The sequence below is a fragment of the Nannocystis bainbridge genome, from assembly GCF_028368995.1.
In the GTDB taxonomy this organism is placed as follows: domain Bacteria; phylum Myxococcota_A; class Polyangia; order Nannocystales; family Nannocystaceae; genus Nannocystis; species Nannocystis bainbridge.
The window spans coordinates 402,424-427,817 of record NZ_JAQNDL010000002.1; the positions used below are offsets into that span (position 1 = coordinate 402,424).

The window sequence follows — 25,394 nt, forward strand, 5'->3', positions numbered from 1 at the left end:
CGGGGAGCCGCGTCGATCGGCACGAGGACGGCGGCGCCGACGCTGGCGTCGTGCAGGCGGGTGCACGGTGACGTGGCGGAGGTGCGGGGCGAGACCACCCGGCCCGCGTGCGCAGAGCGGGCCGCGGAGGAGGAGCTGTCTTTCGAGACATGTCCGTGGATTCGCCGGGGTGGTGACACGGCGGTAGCAAGGGGCCGGTGCGGTGGGAGCTGGTCGCTCACGGCCGAGTGCATCGAGGAGCGCTTGTTCCGGATCTCGAAACGAGAGCGCGGGGCCGAGCGCCGTGGTGTCGGCGTCGCCGACGCGGTGCGTCGATGCACGACATCGTCGCGCGCGGCTCGCTGCGAGGCCACGCTTCGCAAGCGAACGCACGAGGACGCGGCAGCTGGATCGCGGCAGCAGGACGCTAGCTCGCGTGGGGGTGACGGGGACTGATGCTCACCAGGGGGTATCGCCGCTCGCTTCCACGAACCGACCGGAGACGGCGTCGGCGCCGCGCAGCGCGTGCTGGACCGGCAGCCTCGCGCCGTCCTCGGCGGTCAGGAAACCCTGGTGCCCGGTCAGATCCGTCTTCACGTAGCCCGGGCTCACCGAGGTCACGACGATCGGCGTGTCCCGCAGCTCCTCGGCGAGCTGGACGGTGAGCATGTTGAGGGCCGCCTTGCTGGCGTTGTAGCCGATGAGCCGCGCCGAATAATAAGGCGACGAAGGATCGCCGTTCAGCGTCAGCGAACCGAGAGAGCTCGAGAGGTTGACGATCCGCGCGGCCGGCGAGCGGCGCAGCAGCGGCAGCATCGCCTGCGTGACCGCCAGGGTGCCGACGAAGTTGGTATTGACGATCTTGCGCACGGCGGCGATCGAGGCGGCGCTGGGCGGGCCGTCCTCGGCGTCGACGATGCCGGCGTTGTTGACGAGGATGTCGAGCCGGCCGTGCTCGGCGGCGATCGAGGCGGCGGCGGCCGCGATGCTGGCCTCGTCCTCGAGGTCGAGCTGGACCGCCTGGGCGGTCAGCCCCTGCTGCGCCAGAGCGTGCACCGCTGCGCTCGCCCGTCCGCGGTCGCGCGCGCCGAGGAGGACGATGACGCCGGCTCGCGCGAGCTGGCGGGCGATCTCGAGGCCGATGCCCTTGTTCGCGCCGGTGACGAGCGCGACGCGCTCGGTGACCCCTGCCTGATGGACCTTGTCGTGCATGCGTGGAGTCTTAGGCCGCCGCGACGCGACGAGGAAGGGCGATCGGCGCACGACTCTGTTGCTCGCCGGTCAACAATTGGCGGAGACTCGGGTGATGGATCCGCTCAGCGAGATCGGCGTGTTCGTCCGCGTGGTCGAGAAGCGGAGCTTCACGCTCGCCGCGCGGACGATGGGCCTCACCGCGTCCGGGGTCAGCCGAGCGGTCGCGCGGCTCGAGGGGCGCCTCGGCGTGCGCCTGCTGGAGCGGACCACCCGCAGCGTCGGGCTCACCGCCGACGGCGCCGTCTACTTCGAGCGCTGCACCCGTATCCTGCGCGAGCTCGAGGAGGCCGACAGGGCGGTCGCCAGCACGCGGAGCGCACCCCGCGGGAGGCTCCGCGTCGACGCGCCCTCGATGTTCGGGAGCTACGTGCTCGGCCCGGCGATCGGGCGCTTCCTGGCGGCGTATCCCGAGCTGTCCGTCGATCTCAGCCTCCGCGATCACCTCGTCGATCCGATCGCCGAGGGGATCGACGTGGTCTTGCGAATGGCGAAGCTGCGGGAGAGCGAGCTGCATTGCAAGCACCTGGGGGCGATGCCGCTGGTGATCGTCGGGACGCCGGCTTACTTCGCGCGCCGGGGTCGGCCGAGCACCGTCGAGGACCTGCGCCAGCACGATACGCTCGGGTTCCTGGTCGGCGCGATGCCTCTCGCGTGGAAGCTCCGCCACGAGGACGGCGAGCTGGCGCTGCCGCCGACGGGGCGGCTCTACTCGAACGGCATCGGGGCGCTGCTCGACGCGGCGCGCGCGAGCCAGGGCATCGTGCAGGTGTTCGAGCACGTCGTGCGCGACGAGCTCGGGCGCGGGACGTTCGAGGCGGTCCTGCGCGCCGAGCAGCAGCAGGAGGTGCCGGTCACCGCGCTCTACGCGAAGGAGAAGGCGCAGCTGCCGAAGGTGCGCGTGTTCCTCGAGTTCACGGCCGAGCTGATGCGCGCGGCCGCGAAGCCCGTCGGCCCGGCGAAGCGGCGCGAGGGCGTGCGGCGGTCGTAGAGTTTCGCGTCAGCCGGGGATGACGAAGCACTGGATGCTGGTGTCGATGCGGAAGTTCGACTGGGTGGTGTGGCGCTCGGCGTGGAAGATGTCCATCGAGTAGGTGCCGTTCAGCTGGATGCCGAAGAAGCCGGCGTTGCCGTCGAGGTCGATGCTCTCGGTGAGGGCCCCGTGGACGCCGCCGAGGTCGATGGCGAGCTTGCCGTTGATGAACAGCCACAGGTCGTCGTCACCGGTGAATGTGAACACTTCGCCGCCCGAATAGGTGAACTGGGTGTGGATCTCGGTGGTGAAGTGGAAGTTGTGGTTGTTGCCCTGGTTGCCCCAGCCCTGGTCGTCGACCGGGAAGAAGTTGTTGTTCTGATAGGTGTACTGACCGGGCATGACCTCGGTCAGCTCGATCTGGATCTCGAACGATTGGTTGACGTCGGCGACGTCGTTGTACCACTGGGCGAACTCCGTCGGCCCGGTGGTGACGGAGGTGCTGCCGCCGTGGGCGTAGACCGGCTTGTGGTCGGGGCCGAGGTCGATCTGGACGAGGCCGTCGACGGTGCCGCCGTAGCTCTCGAAGTCCGGGTGATTCTCCTTGAAGTCGCGCACGGTGGCCGTGAGCAGGGAGGTACACTCGGGCGGCCGCTCGCCGGTGGTGGTGGTGGTGCCGGTGGTGGTGGTCTCGGTGGTCGTGGTGGTGGAAGTCGTGGTCGTGTCGGTGGTGGTGGTGGTGGTCGACGGATCGACGGGGCCGGTGGTGGGGCCGAGGGTGGTGGGCTCGGCAGTGGCGACGGTGCCGGTGGTGTCGGGCGCGGTGGTGCCGGTCTCGCTGGTGGCAGGCTCGGTGGTGCCGGTGGTGGTCAGGCCGCCGAGGGTGGACGGGCTGGTGGCCGAGCTGCCCTGGACAGCGCCGGAGTCGCCGCAGGCGGAGGCGGCGAGGACGAGGGTCGAGAGGGTGAAGCTGTACTTGAAGACATGTCGCATGGGACTCCCGCGCGGCCTGGGCCGGCCCACGATCACATACCACGCCAGGCTGCGCGCGGCCCCCGGGGATGCCCGGGCCAGGCGCGCCCGGGGCGCGGCCGGTGGACAGGGCCTGGGCGGCGCACTAGCCTCGCAGCCGATGTTCGCCCGCGCGCTCCAGCTCGTCACCGCCGCGTCGCTCGCCCTGTCCGCGGCCGCGTGCGTGAGCCACTCGTCGACGCCGATGACGGGGCGGGTGGAGGTGCCGCTGGCAGACAAGCGGATCGGGCAATACATCTCGTCGGGCTGGTCGTTCGATACTTCGAGCTTCTGGATCGAGGGGCCCGAGGGAGTGGTGGTGATCGATGTGCAGTTCCTGCCCTCGATCGCGGCCGAGGTGATCGCGGCGGCAGAGCGAGTGACCCGCAAGAAGGTGGTGGCGGCGATCGTGCTGCACCCGAACCCGGACAAGTTCAACGGGACGGCGACGTTCCAGGCCCGCGGGATCGAGGTGTGGACTTCGGAGCAGGTGCTGGGGCTGATCCCGGAGGTGTTCGCCAGGCGCTCGGAGGTGTTCGCGGAGCGCTATGCGCCCGACTGGCCGACAGCGACGCCGCAGCCGCGCAGCTTCGGGGCGGCGACGACGACGCTGAAGCTGGCAGGCCTCGAGCTGAAGGCGCATGTGCTCGGGCCGGGCTGCAGCGCGGCGCACGTGGTGATCGAATGGGAGGACCACGTGTTCGTCGGCGATCTGGTGGCGAACAAGGCCCACGCGTGGCTCGATCTCGGGGAGACGGCGGGGTGGCTGCAGCGGTTGACGGAGATCGAGGCGATGGGGGCGCGGTCGGTGCACCCGGGCCGCGGCCGCTCGGGCGGGGCCGAGCTGGTGACGAATCAGCGCGAGTACCTTCAAACGGTGGTGTCGCTGGTGGCGGCGGAGAAGCCGACGATGCCGCCGGAGCCTGCCGCGATTCAGCGGGTGCGGGCGGAGCTGGAGCGCCGCTACCAGGATTACCGGTTCCCGGTGTTCCTCGAGACCGCGGTGCCGGCGGTGTGGCGCCAATTGGCAGCGGAGACCGCAGCCGAGGGGCCGGAAGAGGCCCCCGCGGAGGCTCCGCCGGAGTCGCAGCCGACGGCGCAGCCGTAGCTGGGGTGGAGGCTCCGTGCGAGGCCGAGGGTCGCAGCGGTGGGCTTCGAGCGCGGCGGAGGGCCCGCGAGATCGAAGCGAGGTCGCAGGCTCGGTGGGCTTCCAGCGTGGCGGAGGGTCCGCGAGATCGAAGACATCGCGCCTGGCCTGTGGGGCATGCCCGATCGATCATGCCTATCAGAACATGTCTTTAGGCACCTGTGCGATCGGCCATGCGTAGGCGTCCGGCGGCTCAGCCGGCGGGATCGAAGCCGACGTCGCAGCCGTAGCGGACGTCGAGCTTGGCGCCGGCGTCGGCCTGGACCTCGGCGCAGGCGGCAGGGCAGAGGATGACGGTGGCGTTCTCGATGTAAAAGGCTTCGGCCTCACAGGCGGCGAGGTCGATGACCTGATGGAAGGCCTTGGCGGGCGGGAGGCCGCCGACCTGGTAGTCGATCTGGATGGTGTCGGGATCGATGGTGCCCATGGGCGGGTCGGGGATCGGGAAGGCGCAGGCGATCGGGGTGGTCTCGACGACGTCCTTGGCGATCTCCTGGAAGAGGACGTCGAAGGAGTCGGTCTGCGACAGCGGGAACCGCCAACCACCGCTGACGACGCTGACGCGCTGGATCGATTCGCCCTCGCCCTGGAGCGGGTCCACCGGCAGCCAGGGGGCGTCGGCGGGGCTGTTGGCGGGCATGGTGACGATGGCGTGGAAGACGTAGTCGCGCGCGCCAGGGGTGCCGAAATGCGGAGGATCGAGGGCGAGCAGGGCGGCGTCGAAGGCGTCGCCGTCAGCCTCGGCGTTCGAGGCGCTGGTGGCGTCGGTCATGGCGAGGATGACCTTGCGGGTGCCGTCGCGCAGGAAGTCGCGGAAGCCGCCAGGGGCGAGGCCGTGCGGGTCGGGGGTGGTGTACCAGGCGAGGATGTTGTCGAGGAAGGCGCCGGAGCCGGTGATGGCGTCGTAATGCTTGTAGCGCTCGGTGACGGCAGGGACGGTGGGGGGAGGGTTGCAGTCGGTGCCGGACAGCGGGGCGCTGATGCAGATGTCGAGCTGCTCGCCAGGCGGCCAGTCGCCCATGACGATGACGCGATAGTCGATGTCGCTGGCGCCGAGGATGGCGGCGAAGTCCTGGTTGATGCTGGCCTCGACGGCGGCGATGGCAGCCTGCATGGAGTTGGAGGTGTCGACGACGACGACGACGTCGACGCCGATCGACTGGACCTGCGGCTCGAGCATCTGGGCGGCACAGTCGCCGGTGGTGGCCATGTCGCCCTGGTCAGGCTGCTGGCCGAGGTCGAGCTTGGGCAGGCCGGTGGTGGAGGTGGTGGTCGGCTCGCCGGTGGAGGTGCCGTCAGTGGCGGCGCCGTCGGTGGTGCCGAGCGTGGTGGGGGCAGGACCGCTGGTGGTGAGGGTGGCGTTGGCGGTGTCCTGGGGCCGGCCGCTGTCGCCGCAGGCGAGGAGAGGAGCGCACAGGAGAAGCGCGGGGAGGCGGTGCATCGCGGGGATGGTACTGCAGGATGTCGGCGGCGGTGGAGCGCGAGGCTGCGCGCGCATGGGCCGGCGATCGCGGAGGGGGCGGGGCGGTGAGGTGGCCTTTGGGACAGGCGGTGCGAGAGGTAGCGCGCGTCGAGCGAGGCGCGAAGCGGGCCTTTGATGCGGGTCGAGGGCGAGGGGCGCGATGGTCGCACGGCTCGGGCCTGAGTGGCGAAGCAGAGGCGAGGCAGAGGACCGTGAGCGGGATTGCCGATGGGACATGTCCTCATGGGCATGAGTCATGGGACATGTCGTTTTGAACATGTCCTGAGAGCAATGTCATGCGCGGATCAGGCGGACGATGAGCTGGGCGGTGGCGCCGGCGGCGAAGGGGAGCAGGCAGCTTGCGGCGACGCGCAGGGCGGCGAGGCGGGCGCCGTAGATGCCTACTTCCATCGGCAGGCGGAGGATGGGCAGGAGGGCCATGCTGGTGAGGTAGGTGACGAGCACGCCGACGCCCGCGCCGGCCTTGAGCAGGCCGGCGGCGAGGGGCATGCCGAGGAGGCCGCCGCCGGGGGTGAGGGCGCCGGCGATCCAGGCGAGGAGGTGGCCGCGCGGGCCGGCGGCGTCGCTGAGCCAGCGCTCGACGAAATCGGCGGGGAGGAGGGCCTCGGCCATGCCGGCGAGCAAGAAGGCGACGACGAGGATCGGCATCATCGTCAGGAAGGTGCGGCCGGATCGCTGGAGGCCGTCGACGAACACGCCCTGGACGGCGGCGAGCAGGCCGAGGATCAGCAGGGCGGCGGCGAGGAGGAGGAGGGCGAGCTTCATGGGCCGGGCTCCGCGAGGACCTCGACGATGCCGCGGCTGCCGTCGACGCGCAGGCGCTGGCCGGACTTGAGGCGCTTGGTGCCGTCGCCGACGCCGACGACGGCGGGGATGCCGTACTCGCGGGCGATGACGGAGCCGTGGGTCATCATGCCGCCGACGTCGCACACGAGGCCGGCGGCGTGGACGAACAGGGGGGTCCAGCCGGGATCGGTGTAGGGGGCGACGAGGATCTCGCCGGCGCGCAGGACCTGGGCGGCGGGATCGAGGACGACGTGGGCGATGCCCTCGACGACGCCGGCGCTGGCGCCGAGGCCGGCGAGTGCCCCTTCGGGCAGGTCCTTCGGGACAGGTCGGGCGGGGACCTCGCCCTCGCTGGTGACGACGAGCGGGACGGTGAGGTGCCGCGAATGCTCGTAGTCGGCGCGGCGCTCGGCGATGCGCGGGCGCGGGTCGAAGGCGTGCGGATCGGCGACGAGCTCGAGCAGCTCGTCGTAGGTCAGGAACCACACGTCGCCGGGGGCCGCGAGTCGACCGTCGCGCACGAGCGGGTCGGCGGCGGCGAGGATGGTGCGGCGCACGAGCTCGAAGCACTGGACGAACAGGTACTTGGGGTGCTCGCGCAGGCCGAGGCAGTAGCGCACGCACTCGACCTGGCGGCGGACCCACCCGCGCGCGAGGACAGGTGCAGCGGCGACGAGGCGCGCGGCGGCGGCCTCGGCCTCGGCCTGCAGGCCGGCGAAGTGGCGGCGGTGCTGGCCGGGCGCGTCGCCGTGGGCCGCCATGCCGCGGATGCTGGTGAGCAAGAGCGCGGGATCGTCGGCCCAGCGCGGGCGGCCGATGTCGATCTCGGCCTGGCCGCGCATGCCGAAGCGGACGAGGAAGGCCGCGAGCGCGTCGACGAAGGCGGGGCCGCCGGGCAGGTCGCGCAGGCGCTCGAGCTGGCCGGGGCGCACGTGCTCGAGAGCGGCGCGCAGGTCGGGGTGAAGGCGCACGAGGTCGGCGAGGTCGCCGACGCGGAGGTCCATCTCGGTGGTGACGTTGCCGACGAGGCCGCGCTGGAGGAGCTCGACGTCGGCGGCGTGCGGGGTGTCGGCGAAGCGACGGCGCAGACGACCGAGGCTGAGCAGGCCGGCGGCGAGGCGCGGGGCGATCTTCGGCATGACCTGAAAGACGCCGGTGAGCTGGTGCCGGGCGGCGCGCAGGCGGGCGGCGCCGGGCGGCTGAGATTCGACGGCGGCGCGGAAGCTGGCGACCCACGCGGCGACGAGCCGATCGGCCCAGGCGGCCTGATCCTCGAGGCGCGCGCCCAGCAGCAGCCACGCGAGCTCGAACGGGACGCCCCACATCATGCGCGCGGCCAGCCCCAGCGCGGCGGGGCGCGGCTTGGCGGCGGCCTGGATCTCCGGGCGATCCACCAATGTGGCAAGGCGCGCCGCCACCTCGGGGTAGACCGCGCGCAAGATCCGGAAGGCCAGGCGGCGCGTCGGCCCCAGGCGCAGCGCGGGCGTGAAGTCGATGAAGATCCGGCTGCCGGCGTCGACCATCGTCGCCGCGCCATGCGGCAGCTCGTCGAGGCGGGTCTTGCCGAACGGGAACACCGCGCGCCACAGGTCGCGGCCCATCGGCGTGATCGGATCGATCATGTTCTGCGCGTGGCCGAAGCTGAGGTAGAGGTGCACGGCGCCGTCGTCGGGGCCGGGCGCGGGCAAGGGATAGAGCGAGGTGATCGGGCGCGCCTGGACCAGCCACAGCCGGCCTTCGACGAGGCACCACTCGAGGTCCTGGGGGACGCCGCCGTAGTGGGCCTCGACGCGGGCGCCGAGGTCGGTCAGGGCGGCGACGGCGGCGTCGTCGAGGACGCGAGCGCGACGCCTGTCCTCGGGGACATCTTCGGTGACGGTGCCGCCGCCGGGCACGGCGCGGATGGCGACGTGTTTGTCGCCGATACGCAGCTCCTTGAGCGCGCCGGTGCGGCGATCGACGCGGTAGAGGTCGGCGGTGACGAGGCCGCTGACGAGCGCCTCGCCGAGGCCATAGCCGGCGTCGATGGTGAGGGTGCCGCGGTGACCGGTGACGGGGTCGGCGGTGAAGAGGATCCCGCTGGCGTCGGGCACGACCATGCGCTGGACGACGACGGCGAGGGCGACGTGGCGGTGGCCGAAGCCGTTGCGCGCGCGGTAGAGGATCGCGCGGTCGGTGAACAGGCTGGCGAAGCAGCGCCGGACCGCGGCCGACAATTCGTCGCCGCCGCGGATGTTGAGATAGGTGTCCTGCTGGCCGGCGAACGAGGCGCCCGGCAGGTCCTCGGCGGTGGCGGAGGAGCGCACGGCGTAGGCGTGCTCGCGGCCGAGCTCGCGGTGGGCGGCGGCGAGATCGGCGATCAGCGCGGGCGGGAGCGGGACGGCGAGCAGAGCGTCACGCACACCGGCCCCGAGCTCGCGCGCGCCAGCGACGTCGTCGGGGCCGAGGGCGTCGAGCCGGTCGAGCCATTGCGCGAATTCGGGGCAGCCGGCCACGAAATGGTGATAGGCGGCCGTGGTGACGCAAAAGCCCGGCGGGACGGGGAAGCCGGCGCGGGTGAGGGCGCCGAGGTTTTGTCCCTTGCCGCCGACGCGCGCGAGGTCGTCGGGGCCGATGGCGGAGAATGGCAGGATCAGGGTCACGGAGCACCTCGTTTCACGCCGTGGAGGAAGAATGCGACGATGGTCCGGGCGTCGCGCTCGGGGTCGCCGTCGCCGGGCAATCCCCACAGTCCGTCGAGGATGCCGAAGCCCAGCAGCATGCCCTGGAAGGCGCGTGCGAGCCGGTAGGGGTCGTCGTCGACGAGGTGGCCGGATTCGACGTAGCGGCGCATCAGGGCGGCGAGGCCGTGGATCGAGCGCTCGGGGGCGTCGGCGAGCTCGCCGAGGGTGCTGCTGCCGCGCAGCCGCTCGACGAGGATGAGGCGCATGAGGGCCTGGTCGCCGCGCATCTGCTGCAGGGCGGCGAGGGCCATGCGTTCGAGGTCGAGGGCGAGGTCGCCGGAGGGCTCGCGGGCGGTGCTCCACACGACCTGGCGAATGTGCATACTGCGGCCGAACTCGCGGAGGAGGTTCTTCTTGTCGCCGAATTGGCGGTAGACGGTGGCCGTGCCGACGCCGGCGGCCTCGGCGATGGCCTCGATGGTGGCGCCCTCGAGGCCCTGCCGGGCGAAGACGTCGCGGGCGGCGGCGAGGACCTTCTCGCGCGCGTCTCCGCGCGTGGGGGCGTCGACCCCCGCGGCGGCGAGCTGCTGGACGAGGGCCTCGCGGCTGCCGACGAGGCGGTAGGCCGAACTGCGAGAAATGCCGGCAGCCTCGGCCAAACGGTCCATGGTGAGCGCTTCAGGCCCAGCCTCGTCGAGCAGCCGCCGCGCGACTTCGAGCAGCTCCGGGAGGGTGACGGACGCTTGGGATGACACGAGAGATATGTGTATCAATCGTTCCGTTTCGTCAAGCGGTCGTCTTGGAGGGCGGCGGAATTTGTTGGCGCGGGGCGGATGCGCGCGCGGCGATCCGGGAGAATGCCACCGGGATGTCCGAAGGGACAGGTGGTCATTGCGGGCGCGATGATGGGGGCGTGGCGGGATCGACGATTCGCCGGGGACACGGGGGCTCGATCGCGCGAGGGCCGGCGACGTGAGCCGAGGTTCTCGCGCCCTCACCTTCGCGTTTCGCTGGCTGGTGGGCGCGATCGTGGGCGAATCGGGCTCGCGTCGAGGCCGCGTCGCGCGGTCCTCCGCGCCGAGCGACCGATGCCGGGGCCCGCGCACCGGGGGCCGTGGCATGCTCGGGGCATGGCCCGCACTAACCCCAAGCTCGCGTTCTCCATCGTCGGTGCGGCGTTCCTGGCGGTCGGCGTGGGCTGGTGCGTGGTCGACCAGCTCGATCGCAAGGAGGTCGCGCTCCTGCAGCAGGAGGGGGTGATCGGCACGGCGCGCGTGCTGTCCTACGAGGACACGGGCTCGGCGCAGAACGGCAGGCCGCGGGTGCGGTTCCGCTTCGAGATCGAGCCCGAGAGCGGGGGCCCGCCGGTCCGGGCCGAGACGACGCTGGTGGTCACTTCGATGGAAGCGCCGCGCCTGCAGGTCGGGTCGGTCCGCAAGGTGCGGTTCCTGCCGCGTGACCCGGATGTGTTCCGGTTCCTCGACTGACGACGCGGCGCGGCGCGAGGCTCAGGCGCAGGTGCCCTTGGGCGCGCCGCAGTCGCCGGCGCCGGTGCAGGTGCCGCTGACGCACTCGGCGTCGAAGCGGCAGGCTTCGCCGGCCTTCAGCGAGGCCTCGCAGTAGGAGTCGCCGCACTCCTCGGGGAACTCGGCCTCGCGCTGGGCGTGCGGCGGGAGGGCGACGATGCCGCTGGCATCGAGGTCGCCTGCGGGGTCGGCGGGGCCGGAGCGCGGGGCCTCGGCGCGCTCCCACATGCGCACGAAGGCGTCGGCCGAGTCGCGCAGCGGGGTGGTGTCGGTGCCGAGCTGGTCGAGGTCGGCGAGCAGGTCGGGGAGCAGGCCGATGTGGCCGAGGCCGGCCTCGTCGAAGCCGGTGCCGAGCGGGGCGGGGCCGCCGGCGAGCTCGTCGCGGGCCTGACAGCGGGCCTCGGTCGGGAACGAGGCGGAGCAGGCGTCGACGCCGAAGCGCGGGCGGACCTGCTGGATGAAGCCGTTGAGGTCGGAGCCGAGAGCGACGGCGACCTTGAGGCCGAGGCGGGCGAAATCATAGGACTGCGCGAACGAGCGGCTCGAGCCGTGGCAGGTGTTGGCGACGTCGGAGGGCTCGTAGGTGTTGACCTCTTCGTGGCCGGTGCGGATGCCGAAGATCCCGCCGACCTCGCGCAGGTGCTCGACGATCCACACGGGGGTGGTCTTCTCCTCGCGCGCCTTGTCGGCCGGGAGCATCTCGCGGAAGTGGCCGTGCGAGACGTAGAAGGGGTAGTAGTCGCGGGCGACCGCGAGGGCGTGCAGGTCGCGCACGCCCTTCTCCGACAGGTGGGCGGCGTCGACGAGCATGCCGAGGTCCATCATGGCATTGGCGAGCTGCTCGCCCTCGGCGGTGAGGCCGAGGGTGTTGCGACAATCGGCGTCGACGTCGAAGCCGAGGGTGACGCCGCCCTGGGTGATGCCGCAGTCCATGTCGATGTGACAGTTCTCGGCGTACTGGGCGATGTGGAAGATGTTGTTGTGCGGGGCGGCGCCGCCGAAGCGGTTGTCGAGCTGGTGGACGGGCTGGAGGGTGCGCACGCCGAGGGCGTAGAGCTCGTCGAGCTGCGGCTTCCAGTCGCCCTGCTGCATGAGGTGCGAGGCCTCGACGCTGAGCACGAGGGCGAGCCGATCCTCGCCGACGATCCGGCGGGCGTCGGCGGCGGTCAATGCGATCTCGGCCCAATCATGGGTCTCGACGAATTGGTGGGCCAGCTCGAGCTGGACCTTCACGTCCTCCATCTCGTCGCACTGCGGGCGCTCGAGGTTCTCCTCGGCGATGGCGCGGCACAGCCAGTCGTTGGAGACGGCCGAGACGACCTCGAGCCGCAGGCCGGCCATGTAGGCGGCGTGGAGGTGCTCCTCCCAGACCTGCTGGTGGGCGATGGCGTCCCAGCGCGGCCAGCCCTGAAAGCCGGGCCAGCCGTCGACGCGGGCCTTGTGCTCGCCGGTGTCGCCGGTGGAGCCGGGGATCTGGCTGACGAACTCGCTGACGACCTCGCCGCCGCCAGGCGCGGCGATGACGGAGACGAGCGGGACGAGCTTGGCGAGGTCGGCGAGGCTCATGCCCTCGCACTCGCCGAGCAAGGGGGCGAGGTCGTCCTTGAGGCGAGCGTGGTCGCCGGGGTCGCCGCCGTCGCAAGGGGCGAGGGCGACGTCGCCAGGGCCGGCGTGGCTGCCGTGGAACCAGCCGCCGCCGAAGGCCTCCTCGGCGAACATGTGGAGGTGGAGGTCGGCGACGCCGTGCAGGGTCGGGAGGTCGGGGCCGCCGGTGGTGGTCGGGGCGTCGGTGGTGGTCGGCGTGTCGGTGGTGGCGCCGGTGCCGGTGCCGGTCGTGGTGCTCGCGTCGGTCGCGGCCGGGCCGCCGCCGTTGCAGGCGGTGAAAAAGGCGAGGCTCGTGAAGGTGACGGCGAGACCGCGGATCATCGTTCCAGGCACGCTAGCGAGGGCGAGGGCGACGGTCAAGGCGGGGCTGCGGGGCGCCCGGGGGCCGCTGGGCGGGCGGGACGGCCGGGGCGCGGCGCCCGGGGCCGGGGCTGGGGCGCGGCCGAGGAGGCAGTGTGGCCCATGGGACATGTCCGATGGGTCATGCGTGCGCGCCGCCGGCTCGACTCGCGTGGCCGGCGGGACAGGCTCGGTCTGCGGCTGGTTCGACCGCGACATGGCCGACGAAGCAGAGCCGACAGGTCGCGTCGTGCCGGTGCGCATGGCTCTTGGGACATGGCGAACAGGGAATGTTCGATGGGGCATGTTCCATCGAACATGCGCGTTCGGGCATGCCCCTTCGGTCAGATGTGCGCGATCGTGACGAGGTAGCCGAAGGCGGGCTTGCCGTCGGGGAGGCTGCAGCTGAGGTCGAGGCTGACTCTGGTGTGCGGCGGGGCGCCGAGCAGCCAGCACGGGAACACCTTGGAGCCGTAGGGCGAATCGGGGACGAGGTAGCGGCGCAGCTCGTCGTAGGTGACGGGGACGGGCTCGCGCACGCCGGCGGGGCTGCGGGAGCCGAGCGCGCTCGAGACGGGGCCGAGGCCGCCGAGGGCGACCAGGACGGGCTGGACGCGCGCGAGCAGCCCGTCGAGGCTGGCGAGGCCGGTGACGTGGAGGTCGGCGCGGTTGAGGTTGCCGTTCCAGGCGGTGAAGTGGAGCTGGCCGAGTGGGCCGAGGTCGCGGACGAGGCGCTCAGCGGCGGGCTCGAAGCGCAGGTCGGGCCGCTCGCGGTGGAACTCGGCGAGGGCGATGCGGCGGAAGCCGTGGGCCTCGGCGACCAGCAGGCCCTCGTGGGCGGGGACCTCCAGCCGCGGGCCGGACGGGGTGAAGGCGGGCGAGATCGGGGTGCCGGCGACCCGCTGGGCCTCGAGCTCGTGGAGGGCGCCGAGGTCGAAGATCGGGGCGCCGCCGGCGGGCCTGGGCTGGGCGGCGGCGGCCGGCGGCAAGTCGTCCCAGTGCTCGTGGATGCCGTCCAGCGGGTCGAGGAGGATGGATAGCGGATCTCTCGGGGGGATGTGCTGGAGGGTCGGCTGCGGGTGGAGCGTGACCCGGGGGCCGGCGCCGAACATGGCCTTGAGCTTGCCGAAGAAGCCCTGCGGGGCGGGGGCACGCGGGGCGCGGGCGGTGGGGATGCTGCCGAAGGTGCGGGCCAGCTGATCCTCGAGCGCTTCGGCGGACCTGGGCGGGGCGATGCCGAACTCGGTGGTGACGCGGCCGTCGCCGGCGATCCTGATCTCGATGGCGGTGAGGGGGGTGCCGCTGGGGTGGCGCGAGACATGCTCGAGCAGGCCGCGCGCCGCCTGGGTGAGCGGCGGGAGCGACATGGACCGCAGCTCGCCGTCGATCTCGTGCAGGACGCGGCCGGCCTTGACGACCTCGCCGGGGCGCGGAAAGTGGGCGATGAGGACGATGGCTTCGATCTTGGCGCTGTGCGGGATGATGTTCAGCAGCTCGGCGGCGATCTGCTGGACGAACGGGAGCAGGGCGGCCTCGTGCTCGCCAGGGCGAGTGCGGCCCGGTCGGGTCGGCTTGGTGGGCTCGGCCGGGGGAGCAGCCGTGGGGTGCTGGGTCTGCAGGAGCTTCTGGAACTGGTCCGGGGAGAAGCGCAGGGGGGCCTCCTCGTGCGCGTGGGCGGGGCCGGCGATCGGGCCGGGCACGGTGCCGGCGAGCCAGGCGACGTGCTCGGCGGGGTCGTGCTCGAGCCAGGCGCACGGCAAGGTGGGGCCGTCGTAGTAGTCGACGACGGCGATGTCCCGCCACACGCGCTCGCCGGTGGAGGTGTCGCGCAGGACGAGGCCCTTGCCCTCGAGCTCGGCGGCGAGGTCACGGGCGCCCATGTCCATGAAGGCGACGGCGAGCAGGTGCTCGTCGCGCCAGGACGGCGACCAGCGCGAGGTGATGGCGGCGACGCCGTCAGGGTCGACGGCGAGCAGGCGATCGATGCGAATCAGGAGGGTGGTGAACTGGATCCGGACGGCCATGGCGGGGGGGCGTCGAGGATATCGCCGCGGTGAGCGGGGCTCCAGCGCGGCCCGGACGGAGCGGGTCAGGTGCGAGGGCAGGGGCGCGCAGGGGATGGTCTTCGGGACATGTCTCGAGAGACATGGGGTTGCGGGGCGCTCGGAGAGTGACAGGGGTCTGGAGGCCGCGTGCGATGCAGGGTTGCGAAATGCGCACTGTGCGTGAAGCTATCGAAGCGAGCTGGTTAATTGTTTGTTTCGGTCGAAAAATAGGGCATGGTGAGCGGCGAGATGGCAGCTTTTCGTTCCACGCTGGGCGTCGGGGCCTGGTGCATCCTTCACGTCACCGGCTGCTCGCTGCGGCCCCTCGAGCCCGGCGAGACCGCCACGGAGGCGACGACGAGCACGGGGACGACGACGCCCGGCACGGGGACGACGGGCACGAGCGCCGCCGCTACCACGGGGCCGGACGGGCCGACGACCGGCGTGGTCAGCGAGACCTCCACGGGGGTCGCCACGGTCAGCGGCACGGACGACAGCGGGACGTTCGTGATCCAGTTCGACATGGGCGAGGACGAGTGCGATCCGTGGGAGCGGATCTGTCCCGAGGGACAGAAATGCATGCCGTTCGCGGACGACGGCGGGTCGGCCTGGAATCGCTGGGGTTGTTTTCCGCTCGTGCCCGACCCGGCCGGCCTCGACGAGCCGTGCACGGTCATCGACAGCGCAGTGAGCGGGAAGGACACCTGCGACGACGGGCTGCAGTGCTGGGACGTCGACGAGGACACCGGGATGGGCACGTGCCTGGCGATGTGCACGGGCACGCCGAACGAGCCGATGTGCCCGATCCCGAACACGGACTGCACGGTCACGGCGGGCGACACCCTGGTCCTGTGCCTGCCGAGCTGCGATCCGCTGGCCCAGGACTGTCCGGACGGCGATCTCTGCCTCCCCAATCCACAAAACCCGGACAGGTTCCTCTGCGTCCTCGACGCGAGCGGCGAGGAAGGTCAGGTCTTCGACGCCTGCGAGTTCCAGAACGCCTGCGACCCGGGCCTGGTGTGCGCACCGGTCGAGCTGGCGACGGAGTGCGACCCGCAGGCGCCCGGCTGTTGTTTGCCGTTCTGCGACGTCTCGACGGCGAACACCTGCCCGGGGCAGGGGCAGGAGTGTCTGGCGTGGTCCGAGATGGGACAGGCGCCGCCAGGGCTCGAGAACGTCGGGTTCTGCGGCATTCCGTCGCCGTAGGGCTCACGTCGATGCGAAGGGCGCCGGCCGCCGCGGGCCTTCGGGACATGTCCGAAGAGTCAGGCGTGAGCGAACGCTGACGCCTGGCTCACGTCGCTGCGAAGGCCCGCGCTGGATCGGGCCTTCGGGACATGTCTGTAGAGGCAGGCGGTAAGGCGGGCGCGAGGCTCATGACACTGCGAAGGCCGGCATATGAGCGGGCCTTCGGGACATGTCCGAAGAGATAGGCGGGAGCGCGCGGGCGGGCGCCGGTGATGCACCGACGACCGCGTGCGGGCTCACGCGCCCGGGGGGTTGGGGTTCTTGACCGGGGTGGTGTCGCCCGAGGTCGAGGTGATGATGCCGCAGGCGAGGCGGCCGCCGGCGTTGCCGGTGGGCTGGCCGAAATCGTCGACCTTCTCGTGGACGATGATCGCGCGGCCGAGGACGTTGTAGGTGCCGCTGGCGATCGAGAAGTGGGCCGGGTCCATGGTCAGCGTCAGCTTGGCGTGGCCGTCGGCGCCGGCGTCGAGGTTGCCGAAGTCGCCCGGGTGGTGGGCGCCGGACCCGGGCGCGCCGTGGTCGACCTTGTCAGGGTTGAAGTGACCGCCGGCCGACTCGCCGTCGGGCGAGGTGCAGTCGCCGAACTCGTGGACGTGCATGCCGTGCTTGCCAGGCGAGAGGCCAGTAATGTCGGCCTCGACCTTGATCTTGCCGTCGGCGAGCTGGGTGAAGTTGACGGTGCCGTTCACGCCGCTGCTCATCAGCGCGGTCAGGGTGGCCGTGGCGTCGGGCGAGGGCTCCTCGTCCGTCGTGCAGCCGGGCGCCCCCAGGAGCAGCAGCGGGAGCGTGGCGAGGGTGAATGCGGTCCGGGTCATGGCCGGGAGCGTGATCGAGGTCCGCGTCCGGTGCAAACGCGCACGTCGCACGCCGCTGGGGGGCCGCTGGGGGCGGTGGGACGAGGAATTGGAAGTCGCTGCCGGAGGACGTCAGGGCGCGCAGGTGCCGGTGCGCCGGTACTGCCAGGTGTGGCCGATCCGCTGGCCGACGTCGCCGTCAGGGTTGGAGACGCTGGCGGTGAGGCGATCACCGGCGAGGCGGTAGACGATCCGGCGCGGGAAGTCGTGATCGGGGTTGACCCAAGTCCACACCCGCTCGCCCGGCGCGGCGACGACCGCGGGATCGCGGCGCTCGAGGAAGATGGTCGGCTCCTGGCCGGAGGGCTCGGCGTGATACTCGGTGAGGCCGCTGCGGAGGACGGTGAGGGTCATGAGCTCGAGCTCGACGAGCTTGCCGCCCGGCTGGGTGGTGGTGCTGCGACCACGAAGGCCGCCTCGCATCGGCCGCCAGCTCTCGGTGACGATGTGACGGCCCTGGTGGCGCCAGGTCCCGCACAGCGGCGCCAGCGCGTCGGCGACGGGGGCGTGCCCGCAGCCGAGTCCGGCCACCAGGACGAGAGCGAGGATCGGCGGACCGGCGCGCATGAGGGGACGATAGCCGGACATGCAGGGTTCCGTCTCGCACCACCGGCGAGCGGCGTCGAGGCGGCTCACGGCGGGTCCACGGCGAAACAGGCCAGGTTGTGCGACCCTTCGGATCGTGGCGCGCGCGCTGGCTCGCATGACTCTCGGGACATGTCTCTCGGCGCTGGTGGCGTGCAACGAGACGTCGGCGCCGGGCTACACGCTGGCGGGCGAGACGGAGGTCGAGGGCAGCAGCAGCGAGGGCACCGGCGAGCCGGGCGGGACGCAGCTGCCGGTGACGTTCTCGACGGGCTCGGGGGCGGCGTGCGGCGACGGGGTGCTCGATGCCGGCGAGGCGTGCGACGACGGCAACCTCGAGGCCGACGACGGCTGCGACGCGAGCTGTTCGCCGATCGCGGCGGTGGAGTGGACGTACACGCACAACGGCGGGGCCGGCCAGGACGACGTCGCCAGCGGGGTGGCGATCGACGGGACCGGCCGGGTGTTCGTGGTCGGGGCGGAGGTGGTGCAGTCGCGCGACGCGTGGATCGTGGCGCTGGCGCCGGAAGGCCACGAGCTGTGGCGCAAGACGATCGACGCGGCGGGCTTCGACGATGCGTTCGCCGAGGTGGTGGTCGACGCGGCGGGGCAGGTGTTCGCGGCCGGCCACGAGGAGCTGAGCCCGGGGCTGCGATCGCCGATGATCCGGGCGTTCACGGGCGAGGGGGCGGACCTGTGGAAGTTCAGCGAGCCGGCGGCAGGGGCCGGGGCGAGCGGGGTCGCGGGGCTGGCGGTGGCCGACGGGGCGATCTATTCGACGGGGTCGGAGGCGGGGTACCCGGTGCGGTTGGCGATCCGTCGCCACGATCCGGGGAGCGGAGCGGCGACGTGGAAGACGCTGGCGGCGGCAGGGACGGGCGACGCATACGCGGGCGGGATCGCGGCGGCGGGGGTGGAGATGTTGGCAGCGGGGGCGGCGGAGCTCGACGGGGTGCTGCACCCGCTGCTGGTCCGCGTGGGGCACGACGGGACGCTGATGGCGTCGACGGTCGAGGCGGAGCACGCAGGGGCGTGGACGGACGCGGTGGCGATCGGCAGCGAGGGCGAGGTGGTGGTGACGGGGCGGCTCGAGGCCCGGCCGGGCGCAGGCTTCGACGTGGCGGTGCGCCGAATCGCGGCGGGTGAGCTGGTGCGCTGGACGCAGTCGATCGATCAGGTGGCAGGCTTCGATACGGGCCGCGGGGTGGCGGTGGGCGCAGGCGAGGAGGTGTTCGTGGCCGGGGCGGTGACGAGCGCGAGCGGAGACCTCGAGATCTTCGGAGCGCGCCTGTCGGGGCTCGGCGAGACGCGCTGGACGCATGTGAACGCGAACCGCGGAGTCGGGCTGGACGACCACGGCTCGGCGGCGGCGTTCGGGCCGGGCTTCGTGGTGCTGGCGGGCGACGAGCAGGTGCCGGGCGAGGGGGCGAACGTGTGGGTGCGTCGCTTCCGCGCGGAGTGAGACGAGGTCGCGGAGCGGCGCGGCATATGGGCCGAGGGCGGTCCGATCGCGCAGGACGAGGCGCGCGGGCGCGTGGCGGCCGGGGCCCTGGGCATGGCTTCGGCTCACCGGGATCGGTGCAGGACGAGCCGCAATTGATCGGAGGAGGCGAGGCACTGTCCGCGAGAGAGGCTCGCCATGTCGTCGTCCGTCTGTCTTTCTTCGTTGCTCGCGCCGACCTGCGATCCGCCGCCCGATGCGGCGATGATCGCCGAGACCTGCGCGATGGCGGATCCAGCGCAGCGCAACCTGTGGATCACGTACGTGTATCACCGGCTCGAGGTGGCGCTGGCGGGGCACCTCGGCGGCGAGGACGTCAGCTGGTGCGCGTACGGGACGTGGGCTTCGAAGAGCGCGGGGCGGTTCATCCGCGGCGAGGCGGTGGCCGAGGCGCTGCGGCTGGCGCGGCTGGGTGGGGCGGTGAGCCGGGTCGACGCGGAGGTGCGTGAGCGCATCGGTCGCGGCAACTTGCTGGTGTTCGCCGAGCTGGCGCCGCTGTTCCGCGCGCTGGTCGAGGTGCTGGCGCGGCCGGTCGGGCAGCGGCGCGCGGCGGCGGCGGTGGCGTTCGCGGGGCTGACGGAGGGGGCGACGCGCGAGGGCGGGCAGACGCTGCTGCGGCGGGCGTTCGCGGCCTATGTGACGGCGGCGGAGACGGGCGAGGCGAAGGCGCGGGCGGAGCAGATCCTGCTGGCGAACACGCTGGTGGGTTATCACGAGCAGATCCGGTTGCAGCCGGCGATCGCGGGGGCGCTGTCGGCCCCGCTGGCGCTGCTGGTGACGGCCGACGCGGCGCCGCTGCGACGGGCGCTGGGCGAGCGCCTCGGCGAGGTGGCGCGGTCGCTGCTGACGCGGTGGATGATGACGATCGAGCTGCCGGAGGGGGCGCTGGCGCTGGGGCGCGATGTGCCGGCGACCCGCGACGGGCGGATGTTCCCGGCCGCGCTGACGCAGATCACGGACCCGGAGCTGCGCGCGGTGCTGGAGGAGGTCGACCGCACGCCCGATACGACGCAGGGCAGCGCGGCGGCCGACTGGGCGGCGCTGGCGGACCGCATGAACTTCATCGTCGATCTGTTCCGCTCGCGCCAGCGCGATTCGTCGCTGCGCCGGTCGCCGTTCCGCGCCGATCAGGTGGCGGCGATGCAGCTGGGGCTGCGGCCGCTCGGGCCGCTGTAGGAAACTTCAGGCGGCGAACGCAGGCCCCGGGTCAGGAGCGGCGTGTGGTCTTTAGGACATGCTCGAGAGGACATGCTCATGTGGGCATGTCGAATCGGGCATGTTTGATGAGGCATGTCCGAATGGACATGCCGGGGTCACGGCCGGACCCATCGCAGGACGGCGTCGGCGGCGGAGTCCGGGGAGGTGCTGAAGCACAGGCTGGCGCCCGGGGCGACGGCCTGGACGAGGTTGACGATCCGCTCGAACAGCAGCAGGTGGGCGGGCTGGGTGCGGATGCCGGCGCCGATCATGACGGCGGCAGGCGGACGCGCAGTGAGGCGGGCGCGCAGGACGGGCTCGGCCTCGGGCCAGCGGTCGGTGATCAGGCACCACTCGGCGTCGAAGCCGGCCGCGGTGGTGGCGTCGAGCGAGGCCTGGAGGCCGGCGGCGAGCTTGGGAGCGTCGAGGCCGGGGAACTGGCTGAAGTCGACGACGGCGGGGTCGAGGCCGACGAGCAGGACGAATTTCTTGGCGGAGGCGGTGGTCATGGCGATGGGCTGCCGGGGAGCGCGGGGTGGAGCGCCGAGGTTAGCCGCGCCGCCTTTTCGGCGGACGGCGCGGTTTGACGGCGCGGATCAGCGCCAGAAGTCCTTGCGCTTGCCGGGCGGGGGCGGCGGGCTGCGCTTGTCCTCGACGAGCTTGCGCAGGGCGGCCACGGCTTCCTTCAGGAGCGCCAGCAGGTCGTCGGCGCCGAGGGACCCGCGCAAGCGATCGACGAGCGGCGCGAGGGCGGTGGCGAGGGCGTCGAGGCCGACGGTGCGCAGGTCCTCGAGCAGCTCGATCAGGCGCGCGATCGGCAGCTGCGCGGCCGCCGTGTCGACGGCGCGCTCGAGGTCGCGGACGATGGCGCCCAGGCGCGCGAGGTATGGGATCGCAGAGACGGTCGCGCCCTCGGGCGACTCCTGCCTGGGCGGAGGGGGCGAAGGGCTGCGTGGAGGCGAGGCGGGCGCGGGGGCGCGGGCGCCCGGAGGGGGCGGGGCCGAGAGCGTGGCGGAACGGGGAGGGGCGGCGGATCGCTTGCTGCTCATGGAGATCGCACCGACGAGCTTGGGCTCGCCGCGCCTGGCGTGTTCCATCGGCATGGCGTCGAACCGCGGCTGGGACCATCCGGCCGGGCGCTCGACGGGCTGGGTGACCGTGCGCGGGTTGCCGCCGGGGTTGACGACTTCGCGGTCGACGGCGACGAAGGCGGTGAAGCGCGAGAGCACCTGGTGACGCCGCGAGACGGCGACGATGGCTTGCTCGAGCCGCGACGGATCGGCGGTGCGGGCGGCGTACTGATCCTCGAGATCGCGGATGTGCGCGCGGGCCCACGACTGCGCCAGCGCGGCGGCCGGCGGGGCAGGGTCGAGGCGGACGCGCTGGTGGTACTCGGTGCCGGCGGGCAAGCGGCCGCGCAGCTCGAGGGTGGCGCCGGGGCGCGGCTGGCCGTGCCAGCGGGCGTGGACGACCAGCGGGGCGCCGGCGAACACGGCGGGCAGGCGGTGCGGGGCCTGGGTGGCGAGGTCGAGGCCGTCGCCAGCGACGCTGACTTCGACGAGGACAGGGGTGGCGATCCGGCGGTGGATCTTGGCCATGACCTCGTCGAGGCGCTCCTCGCTCTCGACGAGCTCGCAGGCGCCGCCGCCGAGAGCCGCGAGGCGGCGCAGGAAGCCGGCGTTGACGGCCTTGTCGATGCCGAGGGTGAAGACGCGGATGTCGCCGAGGCGCGGGCCGTGGTCGCGCAGGATCTCGTCCTCGTTGCCGACCTGGCCGTCGGTGACGAGCACGAGCACGCGGTCGCGGTCGTCGTCGCCGGCGAGCATGCGGGTGGCGAGCGCGAGCGGCCTGGTGAGATCGGTGCCGCCGCGCTCTTGGAGGCCGGCGAGGTACTCGACGGCGCGGAAGCGGTTGCGGTCGCTGGCGGTCGCGAGCTGGGCGCCGAGGCTCGGCGGCGACTCGACGGTGTTGTCGAAGGCGAGCACGGCGAAGCGGTCGCGGGCGCCGAGAGTGTCGATGATGCGCGCGGCAGCCCGGCGCGCGGCGACCATCTTCCACCCGCCCATCGAGCCGGAGCGATCGAGGACGAGCACGACGTCGCGCGGGCGACCCTGGGCGGCGGCGCCGACGGGCGGGACGATGGTGAGGACGGCGGTGGCGCCCTCGCCGTCGGCGTCGGGGGCCCACACTGCGGCGCTGTGCAGGGCTGCATCGCCGAGGGTCCAGCGGAGGATGAAGTCGCGGTCGAGGCGCTCGCCGGGCCGCAGCTCGAGGCGCCAGCCGCCGGCCTCGGGCGCGGCGAAGACCTCGTGAAGGCTGGCGCGCAGGTTCGAGACGGGCAGACCGGCGCCGTCGACAGTGACGGCGAGCGCGAGTCGGACGGGGCTGGCGAACCCGGGCAGCAGGACGGGCGGGGAGATCCGCGAGGCGTCGGGGACACGATCGGTGTCGGCAGCGAGGCCGGTGCCGGCCTGCTCGCCGCCGAGCGGGGCGCCGGGGATGTAGCGCGGGGCGACCACCAGCGGGAAGGCCCAGGTGACCTCGCCGTCCTCGATCGGCAGCGGACCGACGGTGCGCAGGGTGATGACGGCGTGGTCGCCGGGCACGAGGTTGCCGACGCGCAGGGTGAAGACGCCCGGTCGATCTTCCTCGGCGATCGCGGCGCGCTGGCCGGCGGCGATGGCCTGCTCGTAGACCTCGCGGGCCCGGCCGCGCTCGTCGATCACGCCGTCGACGATCCGCCCCTGGACCTGCATGCGAAAGGCGTAAACGGCGGCGCGATCGGGCAACGGAAAGATGTACGTGGCCTCGATCGCCGCGCCGGTGTTGTTGACGAAGGTCTGCTGGATCTCGGTGGCGACCTGCAGGCCGCTGATCCGCGCATTGACGGACAGGGCGGCGAGCGGGAGGCGACCCTGGGAGGTCTCGAGGCGACCGAAGGCGGGCTCGTCGAGTGGCTGGGTGAGCGTGGGGTCGATGGTGAGCGCCGTGGGGATCATCGGGAGTCCTCGGGAGGTTCGGGGTCGTCGGAGCAGTCGGGTTCGGAGCGGGTGAGGAGGCGGCGGCGGGCGAGCTCGGCGAGCAGCGGGGCGGCTGCGGCGAGCAGGGCCGCGGCGTCGGCGTCGGTGGCGTCGCGCGCGGCGGAGAAGCCGAGGCGGACGCCAGGAGCGAGCTCGAGCTCGAGGGTGGGCGTGAGCGCGGGGGCGGCGGGAAGCGGCGGCGCTTCGGGCTCGAGCGTGGTGACGGGGGCACGCCAGAAGTCGCGGCGACCGGCGGAGCGCGGGGCGGGACGCAGCTCGACCTGCGAGAGCTGCGTGAGCGCAGAGTCGTCGAGGGTCGGGAGGAGGCGCTGGATCTCGGCGAGCGGCTTGCCCTCGGCTTGCAGGCGCTTGATGGCGATCAACTGGGCGAGGTGCCGCGGGCCATAGAGGGCGGTGCGGCCCTGCAGCGCGGGGCGATCGAGGAGGCCGAGTGTCGTGTAGTAACGGATGCTGCGCTCGTCAGGGACAGCGCGCACCTGGCCGTTGGCGGGGGCCTCCTCGCTCGCCAGGCGCTGCTCGGCCTGGCGGCTGAGCTCGCGGATCGTCCAGGTGACGGTCACGGGGAGGATGGTGACAGTGTTATATGACAGTGTCGAGATTGAATTTTTAAATCATTGGAAATATGAGGGAAAATCGGACGCGCCGAGCGACTCGGGAGCGACATCGCTCACCGGGCTGTTCGCGCAGGAGGGCGATGGCACGCGGGCGCAGGCGGACGTGGTGAGGCGTGTCGTCCTCGAGTTCGCGCCCTTGCGAAGCTTCGTGACGAAGAAGCAGCGATGAAGAGCGAGCGTGGCGGCTCACGATCGGCGATCGGTCGATGTTGACGGGCTTGGTCGTTCGCGCAAAACCAGAGGTGAGGCGCTCGGGGTCGGGTCGGTTCGGTCGGTGACTCTGTCCCGCGCGGGGCAGCGAACTTCTTGCTCGCCGCGCTCAACCCGACACGAACCGACGGATCCACAGGTCCGTGTCCGAGATGGCGACCGTCTCGAACCCGACGACGACGAAGAACTCGGGCCCGACCGCGACGTCGTAGCCGCGCTCGCTGAACCCGAGTGTCGTGTTGTCGTACAGTGCCGACCAGCGCGCCGCTCCGTCGCCCTCGAGCCGCGCCATGTAAAGATCCTCTTGCGCCGGACCGTCGCCGACCGACCCGGTCACGAGCACCGACCCGTCGAAGTCGGCCGCCACTCCGAGCCCGCCGTACCCGTAATTCGAAGTATCGAGCAGATGCGTCCATCGCTCGCTCCCGTCGGCCGCGATCCTGCGCGCCGATTTCCCCTGGCTCAGCCATCCAGTCAACACGACGTCGCCTTCCTCGCCGATCGCCGTCACGGCGTGCCATGCCCCCGACGTGCCCGTCTCGACCGCGAGCGACTGCAGCGCCCCGGACGCGTCGAACACCGCCGTCAGCGGCCGATCTTTCCCTTCGCCCGGAGGCAGCGCCGCGCCCGCGACGATCAACCGCCCGTTCGCCTCCGTGAGCCCGTACCCGCGCGTCGATCCCTCGGCCTTCGCCGGCGTCTCCCATACCGGCGCTCCCGAGCCCACGTTGTGCCGTCGCAGCACCATATGGGTGCCCGTCGAATCATTGAACGCCTCGCCGAGCGAGTACAGGCCCTCGTGCGCGAGCACCAGCGCCGTCACGCTCGAGCTCTCCTCGTCGGGCGTCGGCACCGAGTATGCCCACACGTCGTTGCCGTCGCGGTCGAGTCGGCGCACGACCCCCAGCCGCGACGCGTCCCACCCCGCGACGAAGATCGCCCCGTCGTCGCCGACCACGACATCATTGAACACCGCGTCGAGCTCCAGCGCCGCCGCGAACCGTCGCGTCCACAGCTCCGTGCCGTCGGGCGCGAGCACCAGCACGAGCCCGGCGAAGTTCTCGTCCGCGTCCGTCTCGAGCCCGACCACGACGATCCGCCCTTGCGCGTCGATCGCCACCGCGCGCGCCTCGTCGCGCCCCCCTGCGGCCCCGCCATGGACGTGCGTCCATTCGACCGCCGGCCCCTCGCACTCTGTCGGACACGCGGGGCCGGTGGTCGGGTCAGCTTCGGTCGTCGAGGATGCGTCCGTCGCCGTCGTGTCGCCTGTATCGCCCGGAACGCCGGGGCAGGCTGTCGCGCACAAAAGGAAAGGCAGGGCGAGGATCGATCGCGT

The 25,394-nt window shown here is 72.3% G+C and carries 21 protein-coding genes; 7 read left to right on the forward strand and 14 right to left on the reverse strand.

Annotated features, from left to right (window positions below; translation table 11 throughout):
* Window positions 1–438 precede the first annotated feature (438 nt).
* Window positions 439–1,191, reverse strand: coding sequence for an SDR family NAD(P)-dependent oxidoreductase (locus POL25_RS19250; RefSeq protein ID WP_272087561.1), 753 nt, complete (start codon window positions 1,189–1,191; stop codon window positions 439–441).
* Between the two features lie 94 nt (window positions 1,192–1,285).
* On the opposite strand from POL25_RS19250, the gene POL25_RS19255 reads away from it, so the two are divergent.
* Window positions 1,286–2,221: a LysR family transcriptional regulator gene (locus tag POL25_RS19255; RefSeq protein ID WP_272087562.1), complete on the forward strand. Its 936-nt coding sequence runs from the start codon at window positions 1,286–1,288 to the stop codon at window positions 2,219–2,221.
* A 9-nt stretch (window positions 2,222–2,230) separates the two neighbouring features.
* On the opposite strand, the gene POL25_RS19260 is transcribed toward POL25_RS19255, so the two are convergent.
* On the reverse strand, window positions 2,231–3,196 hold the full coding sequence (locus POL25_RS19260; RefSeq protein ID WP_272087563.1) for a fibro-slime domain-containing protein: 966 nt from the start codon (window positions 3,194–3,196) through the stop codon (window positions 2,231–2,233).
* Window positions 3,197–3,335: 139 nt separating this feature from the next.
* Here POL25_RS19260 and POL25_RS19265 point away from each other — a divergent pair, with 139 nt between their 5' ends.
* Window positions 3,336–4,322, forward strand: coding sequence for an MBL fold metallo-hydrolase (locus POL25_RS19265; RefSeq protein WP_272087564.1), 987 nt, complete (start codon window positions 3,336–3,338; stop codon window positions 4,320–4,322).
* A gap of 232 nt (window positions 4,323–4,554) precedes the next feature.
* On the opposite strand, the gene POL25_RS19270 is transcribed toward POL25_RS19265, so the two are convergent.
* From POL25_RS19270 to POL25_RS19285, 4 genes are all read right to left on the reverse strand, one after another.
* Entirely contained in the window at window positions 4,555–5,802 is a 1,248-nt protein-coding gene (locus tag POL25_RS19270) for a hypothetical protein (protein WP_272087565.1), read from the reverse strand.
* A 315-nt stretch (window positions 5,803–6,117) separates the two neighbouring features.
* Window positions 6,118–6,609, reverse strand: a complete 492-nt coding sequence (locus tag POL25_RS19275; RefSeq protein ID WP_272087566.1) for a hypothetical protein — start codon at window positions 6,607–6,609, stop codon at window positions 6,118–6,120.
* Window positions 6,606–9,272, reverse strand: coding sequence for a phosphoenolpyruvate synthase (locus tag POL25_RS19280; protein ID WP_272087567.1), 2,667 nt, complete (start codon window positions 9,270–9,272; stop codon window positions 6,606–6,608). Before POL25_RS19280 ends, POL25_RS19275 begins: the two co-directional genes overlap by 4 nt.
* Window positions 9,269–10,048 (reverse strand): TetR/AcrR family transcriptional regulator, encoded by a 780-nt coding sequence (locus tag POL25_RS19285; protein ID WP_272087568.1) that lies wholly within the window; start codon window positions 10,046–10,048, stop codon window positions 9,269–9,271. The genes POL25_RS19280 and POL25_RS19285 overlap by 4 nt, the downstream gene beginning before the upstream one ends.
* A 375-nt stretch (window positions 10,049–10,423) precedes the next feature.
* On the opposite strand from POL25_RS19285, the gene POL25_RS19290 reads away from it, so the two are divergent.
* Window positions 10,424–10,780 (forward strand): DUF3592 domain-containing protein, encoded by a 357-nt coding sequence (locus POL25_RS19290; RefSeq protein WP_272087569.1) that lies wholly within the window; start codon window positions 10,424–10,426, stop codon window positions 10,778–10,780.
* Window positions 10,781–10,801: 21 nt separating this feature from the next.
* Here POL25_RS19290 and POL25_RS19295 read toward each other — a convergent pair whose 3' ends face one another.
* Together POL25_RS19295 and POL25_RS19300 are read right to left on the reverse strand one after the other, a co-directional pair.
* Entirely contained in the window at window positions 10,802–12,745 is a 1,944-nt protein-coding gene (locus POL25_RS19295; protein WP_272087570.1) for a membrane dipeptidase, read from the reverse strand.
* Between the two features lie 362 nt (window positions 12,746–13,107).
* Window positions 13,108–14,787 carry a hypothetical protein gene (locus tag POL25_RS19300; protein ID WP_272087571.1) on the reverse strand — a complete coding sequence of 560 codons (1,680 nt, stop codon included), beginning with the start codon at window positions 14,785–14,787 and terminating at the stop codon, window positions 13,108–13,110.
* Between the two features lie 270 nt (window positions 14,788–15,057).
* On the opposite strand from POL25_RS19300, the gene POL25_RS19305 reads away from it, so the two are divergent.
* Window positions 15,058–16,014: a hypothetical protein gene (locus POL25_RS19305; RefSeq protein WP_272087572.1), complete on the forward strand. Its 957-nt coding sequence runs from the start codon at window positions 15,058–15,060 to the stop codon at window positions 16,012–16,014.
* Between the two features lie 278 nt (window positions 16,015–16,292).
* Here POL25_RS19305 and POL25_RS19310 read toward each other — a convergent pair whose 3' ends face one another.
* Both POL25_RS19310 and POL25_RS19315 read right to left on the reverse strand, forming a co-directional pair.
* The gene (locus tag POL25_RS19310) at window positions 16,293–16,871 is read right to left on the reverse strand and encodes a superoxide dismutase family protein (RefSeq protein WP_272087573.1); all 579 of its coding nucleotides are present in this window, start codon (window positions 16,869–16,871) and stop codon (window positions 16,293–16,295) included.
* A gap of 111 nt (window positions 16,872–16,982) precedes the next feature.
* Window positions 16,983–17,477 carry a DUF6265 family protein gene (locus POL25_RS19315; protein ID WP_272087574.1) on the reverse strand — a complete coding sequence of 165 codons (495 nt, stop codon included), beginning with the start codon at window positions 17,475–17,477 and terminating at the stop codon, window positions 16,983–16,985.
* A gap of 115 nt (window positions 17,478–17,592) precedes the next feature.
* Here POL25_RS19315 and POL25_RS19320 point away from each other — a divergent pair, with 115 nt between their 5' ends.
* Window positions 17,593–18,957, forward strand: a complete 1,365-nt coding sequence (locus POL25_RS19320) for a hypothetical protein (RefSeq protein WP_272087575.1) — start codon at window positions 17,593–17,595, stop codon at window positions 18,955–18,957.
* Window positions 18,958–19,134: 177 nt separating this feature from the next.
* Window positions 19,135–20,172, forward strand: coding sequence for a hypothetical protein (locus POL25_RS19325; RefSeq protein WP_272087576.1), 1,038 nt, complete (start codon window positions 19,135–19,137; stop codon window positions 20,170–20,172).
* A 137-nt stretch (window positions 20,173–20,309) separates the two neighbouring features.
* Here the strand turns inward: POL25_RS19325 and POL25_RS19330 are convergent, their stop codons facing one another.
* From POL25_RS19330 to POL25_RS19340, 3 genes are all read right to left on the reverse strand, one after another.
* On the reverse strand, window positions 20,310–20,702 hold the full coding sequence (locus tag POL25_RS19330) for a hypothetical protein (RefSeq protein ID WP_272087577.1): 393 nt from the start codon (window positions 20,700–20,702) through the stop codon (window positions 20,310–20,312).
* A gap of 87 nt (window positions 20,703–20,789) precedes the next feature.
* Complete coding sequence (locus POL25_RS19335; RefSeq protein ID WP_272087578.1) at window positions 20,790–23,192, reverse strand: VIT domain-containing protein; 2,403 nt, start codon at window positions 23,190–23,192, stop codon at window positions 20,790–20,792.
* Window positions 23,189–23,794 (reverse strand): helix-turn-helix domain-containing protein, encoded by a 606-nt coding sequence (locus POL25_RS19340; protein ID WP_272087579.1) that lies wholly within the window; start codon window positions 23,792–23,794, stop codon window positions 23,189–23,191. Before POL25_RS19340 ends, POL25_RS19335 begins: the two co-directional genes overlap by 4 nt.
* Window positions 23,795–23,810: 16 nt before the next feature.
* On the opposite strand from POL25_RS19340, the gene POL25_RS19345 reads away from it, so the two are divergent.
* Entirely contained in the window at window positions 23,811–24,017 is a 207-nt protein-coding gene (locus POL25_RS19345; RefSeq protein ID WP_272087580.1) for a hypothetical protein, read from the forward strand.
* 150 nt (window positions 24,018–24,167) lie between these two features.
* On the opposite strand, the gene POL25_RS19350 is transcribed toward POL25_RS19345, so the two are convergent.
* A complete protein-coding gene (locus POL25_RS19350; RefSeq protein WP_272087581.1) occupies window positions 24,168–25,178 on the reverse strand; it encodes a PQQ-binding-like beta-propeller repeat protein in 1,011 nt (336 codons plus the stop codon).
* Window positions 25,179–25,394: the final 216 nt, after the last annotated feature.